5 protein-coding genes and 1 pseudogene are annotated in these 5,208 nt (G+C 56.2%); 1 reads left to right on the plus strand and 5 read right to left on the minus strand.

Annotated elements, in window-relative coordinates; translation table 11 throughout:
* The 4 genes and pseudogenes from HV744_RS35980 to HV744_RS35995 all read right to left on the minus strand — a co-directional run.
* On the minus strand, nucleotides 1–1,124 hold a 1,124-nt coding region (locus HV744_RS35980), incomplete at its 3' end, for a hypothetical protein (RefSeq protein WP_175154004.1).
* The gene (locus HV744_RS38660) at nucleotides 1,114–2,403 is read right to left on the minus strand and encodes a tyrosine-type recombinase/integrase (protein WP_175154005.1); all 1,290 of its coding nucleotides are present in this window, start codon (nucleotides 2,401–2,403) and stop codon (nucleotides 1,114–1,116) included. The genes HV744_RS38660 and HV744_RS35980, both read right to left, overlap by 11 nt.
* A 219-nt stretch (nucleotides 2,404–2,622) precedes the next feature.
* A pseudogene (locus HV744_RS35990) lies at nucleotides 2,623–2,904 on the minus strand (PA0069 family radical SAM protein); the annotation flags it as partial.
* 102 nt (nucleotides 2,905–3,006) lie between these two features.
* Nucleotides 3,007–3,495, minus strand: a complete 489-nt coding sequence (locus HV744_RS35995) for an Lrp/AsnC ligand binding domain-containing protein (RefSeq protein WP_035547518.1) — start codon at nucleotides 3,493–3,495, stop codon at nucleotides 3,007–3,009.
* A 168-nt stretch (nucleotides 3,496–3,663) separates the two neighbouring features.
* On the opposite strand from HV744_RS35995, the gene HV744_RS36000 reads away from it, so the two are divergent.
* Nucleotides 3,664–4,950 (plus strand): D-amino acid dehydrogenase, encoded by a 1,287-nt coding sequence (locus tag HV744_RS36000; protein WP_175154006.1) that lies wholly within the window; start codon nucleotides 3,664–3,666, stop codon nucleotides 4,948–4,950.
* Between the two features lie 145 nt (nucleotides 4,951–5,095).
* On the opposite strand, the gene HV744_RS36970 is transcribed toward HV744_RS36000, so the two are convergent.
* Nucleotides 5,096–5,208, minus strand: a 113-nt coding sequence (locus HV744_RS36970; RefSeq protein ID WP_217469218.1) for an acyl-CoA dehydrogenase C-terminal domain-containing protein, incomplete at its 5' end; no start/stop codon positions are given.

Here is a 5,208-nt window from a genome sequence, read left to right on the forward strand (position 1 = left end):
CGAACTCGACCAAAACTGACAAGGAAATCTACAATCAACACCGCGCAACGCCCAAACCCGCCGAATCGGTCACGTTCCCGAAATCGGCGGTCACGTTCGCCGAAATACGCAATATGTCCACCATTTTTTACAAACTTGTAGACGATCCGGCGGGTACCGAGCACCTCCTGCTCATATATGGCATCCTGCTGCAATGAGCGTAGCGGGCCCGCATTCGCCTGTGAGTAAATCGCTTGTAAAACCACAAACGGAAACAGATCGGAAACCCATGGATAAAACGGACGAACTGCGGCGGCGTATCCATGAATTTCAATAATCGCTTGCCTTAAATCTGGATTTAGCATTCTTAACTTGTCAAGCGATGGCACGATGCCGCCGTTCTTTTTCAGATGCAGGTGAATCCAGCTCCAAACCGCACGAATATCATGATAACGACCGCGTCCCTTTCGGCTTTCGTCAGGCAACGTATATATTTCAGAATCAAAGCAATTCCATGCTACGCACAAAGAAGCCGTAATTTCCTTGATCTCTGCCTTGCATGCATCGATAAGCTGACGAAACGTTACATCGTCAAGCCGTTCAGTCGTTTTCGTAGTATGGTGCGCATCAGGAAAAGGGTGATTGGGAAAAATAAGGTTACCACTCAGAAGTGTGCGGGTCTCATCGTGATTTTTGAGTTCTTCAAGAAGCATTCTGACAGCACCATAGTATCTACGTTGCGTATTTATTGATAATTTTGTCGATGTTAGCCATTTAAGGAACTGCGCTATATCGTCCTTGCCTATCGACGCAAGTTCGACAGTGGATCGATTCGTTTGGTGTAGGAAAGGTAAGAAGCCATTTTTTAACTGGGAAACAACGCTTGCGAAGATTCGTTTTGAATTGCGGTTCGCGCCGTTGGACCAGCGTATAAACGCGACTGTAAGGGCTGCTCCCATTCGAATCGACGCGACAGCTAATCGTAGATCTTTTAACGCTAGCTGAAAAAAAGGCAAATTGTCTCTCGGCCCGGTATAGCTATCGAAAACGTCATTGAGCACGATTTCGCAACTTGGATCTTTCAGTACCCGTTTTTGCTGCTCTGAGAGTTGAGCGTAGAGCAAGGACCGAGTCTTATTTGGCATTTATTGCCTCCATATATGTGTCGCTAACCTCTGCTTCAAATTCGTTCGCGCAACGTAGATATATACGTATTGTGGTTTCGACGTTTGCATGTCCAAGACATGCTGAGATATCCAACCACGGCTCCTCTTCATACCTCTTTCGGATGTAGTACGTCCACACAGCGTATGTGTGTCTTAGGTCATGAAAAACGAAAAGAGGTACGTTGAACCTTGTTGTGTTTGTCTGCACATCACCCTTCGCCCCCCAATCAAGGCGCTCAATAGTCTCCACTCTGAACAACCCCGCGTCGACGCACGCAGCAGCAAATCTGCGCTCGATGGTGCGCACAGATGGTTGCCGACCTGCATAGCTATTCGCCGACAATGGATTCAGAATCAAGGCCTCGGTAGATCGGGCTCCAGCGCGATTGACAATGTACGCTCGCTCCCCGTCTATATATGCGAGGATTTGGTGAATCAGTCGACCAGGGAATTTCGCGTTACGCCACACGCCTCCCTTTCCGACAATAGAAACAGACTTGCGTGCGTAGTCCGGGATATCAGCATTTCGAAAACCCCGGAAGTCCGAAGTCTTCAGACTACGGACTTCAGATATTCGAAGTCCAGCGTAAAGCGCGATATCAGCGTATAGACGATCACGCGACGTGGCGTCTGGCTTATGGCAAGACCACTCGCTCGGTACCGGACCAAACCGCGCGAAGAGTTCGGATGCTTGATTCTTCTGAAGTACCGAAACACGCTTATTTTCCTTCGCCAGGAGCCTTCGCCGCTTGTTTTCTGATGAAACGCGAACGAGAGCTTTGTCGCCAGCGTCGTTGGCGACGAGACCCTGCTCACGCCACCACGCATAAAATTGGGCAATCGCTATTCGTCGCCGTTCTTTCGTTCGAGTACTGTAGGTTCTCCCTGTAAGGGGCGAACTCGCACCATCTAGAAATTTCAGATAGGAGTCCAGATCGAATTGCGTAACCTGCGTCCACGTTTTACCGAACTCTTCTAGGTGATCCAGCCAGTGCTTTAAGTCGCACGCGTACGCCCATGCGGTATTTCGAACAAAATTAGAAATACCCCTTTTTACAAATTGATCGTACAAGTACAACAACACAGGTTCGCAGACGATTCCCGACCGCTCGTCCAATAAGATCGGAAATCCGGGTGGAAGGAAAGAATTAAAGATATTTTTTTGCTGCAGATGCCAACCGGATGTATCTCTCGCCCTAACTACGCGCCACTCGCAAACGTCTTCGTCAATGTTCGCATCCAGATCAGTGGACGACACGCCGTTTCGCCCCCTTTAATCGAAAAGGGCACGCAGTGGTTGATCCCCGTGTGGACAAGATCGCCCACCCACAGCAGAACGCTGTGGATGGCCCTTCGGGTGCGCGACTTGACCACACTCGGGCCTGACGCGCGCTGCGCGCTTGCCCTATTTAGAAATACATCAAAGGCTAACCTTTGCCAAGGATCAGATCGGGGCACACATTGAATGTCGTATAACGTGTTCGCAGCCGCGATACGGGTTCAGCGACACGCTGAATGGAATATCCGGCGACGCGTTACGCGTGAGAATGGTCTTGGCGCGCTCCTCAAAGACCTGCGTGCGCAAGGCCTTGGGCTCATGACCCTCTTCTTCCGCCGCCGGCAGCCAGCCGTCGTCCACCGCCTCGCGCTGGTCGACTTCATAGCGTCCTTGCAGGTTCGTCACCGCCCCGCGCCCCTTGCGAGGCGCGGGCGGCGCGATCGGAAATTCTTGAGCGGAACGGGTATCGGAGTTAGTCACGGGCTGGGTCACGCGAAAACATAAACGGCGCAAAACACCTGTATAAATATACAGTGTTTACGCCGTTTGTCGAGCCCAACGTCGCGGCGGCTACGCGCCTGCCTAGTCCCCTACCGCGATCGTCAACGTCTCCTTGATTTCCTCCATCACCACGTAGCTCTTCGACTGCACCGCGCCGGGCAATTGCAGCAGGATGTCGCCGAGCAGCTTCCGGTAATCGGCCATTTCGCCAATGCGCGCCTTGATCAGATAGTCGAAGTCGCCCGACACGAGATGGCATTCCAGCACCTCGGGGATCTTCTGCACCTCACGGCGGAACTGGTCGAACATGTTGCCGCTTTTGTGATCCAGCGTGATCTCGACGAACACCAGCAGCGCCGCGCCCAACTCAGCCGGGTTCACGCGCGCGTGATAGCCGGTGATCACGCCGTCGCGCTCCATCCGCTTGACCCGTTCGATGCACGGCGTAACCGACAGCCCGACCTGTTCCGCGAGATCCTTCATGGCCATCCGGCCATCCTGTTGCAGCAGACGCAGGATCTTGTGATCGAGTTTGTCGAGGGACCGGACCGGTTGGCGCTGTGTACGCATGGTTTTTTTGCTGAAAATCTTGAAAATACAATAACAAAATCTACTTCACTGTTAATAGTATAGCGGTTAACACTGGGCGAACCGCGTTACACATCGTGAATCGAATGAAATCGAACGAATCGACGAGCGCAGCGCCCTCCTACCTATTCTGAATATCCTGGAGCAGCTATGCGAGTCGTCGTTTTGGGCAGTGGCGTCGTCGGGGTGACGACTGCGTATTACCTGGCGCGCGCGGGTCATGAAGTGACCGTGATCGACCGCGAGGCCGGCCCGGCGCTCGAAACCAGCTTCGCCAATGCCGGCCAGATCTCGCCGGGCTATGCGTCGCCATGGGCCGCGCCTGGCGTGCCGCTGAAGGCCGTCAAGTGGATGTTCCAGAAGCACGCGCCGCTGGCGATCCGTCTCGACGGCACGCAATTCCAGTTGCAATGGATGTGGCAGATGCTGCAAAACTGCACGTCGCCGCGTTACGCGGTGAACAAGGGCCGCATGGTCCGCCTCGCCGAATACAGCCGCGACTGCCTGCAAGCACTGCGTGCCGAAACCGGCATCCAGTACGAAGGCCGCACCGGCGGCACGCTGCAGGTGTTCCGCACGCAGCAGCAATTCGACGGCGCCGCGAAGGATATCGCCGTGCTGCAGGAAGCCAACGTGCCGTATGAACTGCTGTCGCCGGCTGAACTCGCGCAAGCCGAACCGGCGCTCGCCGCGGTGTCGCACAAATTGACCGGCGGCCTGCGCCTGCCGGGCGACGAAACCGGCGACTGCCAGATGTTCACCACGCGCCTCGCCGCGCTGGCTGAGCAGCTGGGCGTCAAATTCCGCTACAACACGCCGATCGACGTACTCGCGATGGCGGGCGACCGTATCTCCGGCGTGCGGTGCGGCGGCGAACTGGTGCGCGCGGATTCGTTCGTCGTCGCGCTGGGGTCGTACTCGACGCAGTTCCTCGCGGGCCTGGTGAAGATTCCGGTCTATCCGCTCAAGGGCTATTCGATCACCGCGCCGATCGTCAACGAAGCTGCCGCGCCTGTGTCGACCGTGCTCGACGAGACCTACAAGATCGCGATCACGCGTTTCGACAACCGGATTCGCGTCGGCGGGATGGCGGAGATCGTCGGCTTCGACAAGTCGTTGCGCGAGGCGCGCCGCGACACGCTGGAACTGTGCGTGAACGACCTGTTCCCAGGCGGCGGCGATACGTCGAAGGCCGCGTTCTGGACCGGTCTGCGTCCGATGACGCCGGACGGCACGCCGATCGTCGGCCGCACTCCTGTGCCGAACCTGTTCCTGAACACGGGCCACGGCACGTTGGGCTGGACCATGTCGTGCGGCTCGGGCCAGTTGCTGGCCGACGTGATGTCGGGCAGGCAGCCGGCCATCAAGGCGGACGATCTGTCGGTGCATCGCTATCTCGGCGAGATCAACGGCACGCCTCGTCCGGCTTATGCTTGAGACGGAGCGCCAAGCGCACCGCGCTTGGCGCCTGGCAAGCGGGTGCGCTGATCGATCATCGCGCAAACCGCTGCAACAAAGACAAACGGCGCCTCACAAGGCGCCGTTTGTCTTCAGGCCGAAACATCTGGCCGCGAGCGTCGCGTCAGAACTGATCTTCCGACAACGCCAGCACGCCCTCGCCGCCCTTCGCGCTGACAATCGACGCTTCGAGCGCCGGCGCCTGCGGCAGCACATGCTCCGCGTAGAACTGCGCGG

The organism is Paraburkholderia ultramafica, assembly GCF_902859915.1.
In the GTDB taxonomy this organism is placed as follows: Bacteria; Pseudomonadota; Gammaproteobacteria; order Burkholderiales; family Burkholderiaceae; genus Paraburkholderia; species Paraburkholderia ultramafica.

What these genes read in the sequence shown, in the direction of transcription:
- HV744_RS35995 (WP_035547518.1), bottom strand. Translation starts at nt 3,495, where the DNA reads ATGCGTACACAGCGCCAACCGGTCCGGTCCCTCGACAAACTCGATCAC.
- HV744_RS36000 (WP_175154006.1), top strand. Translation starts at nt 3,664, where the DNA reads ATGCGAGTCGTCGTTTTGGGCAGTGGCGTCGTCGGGGTGACGACTGCG.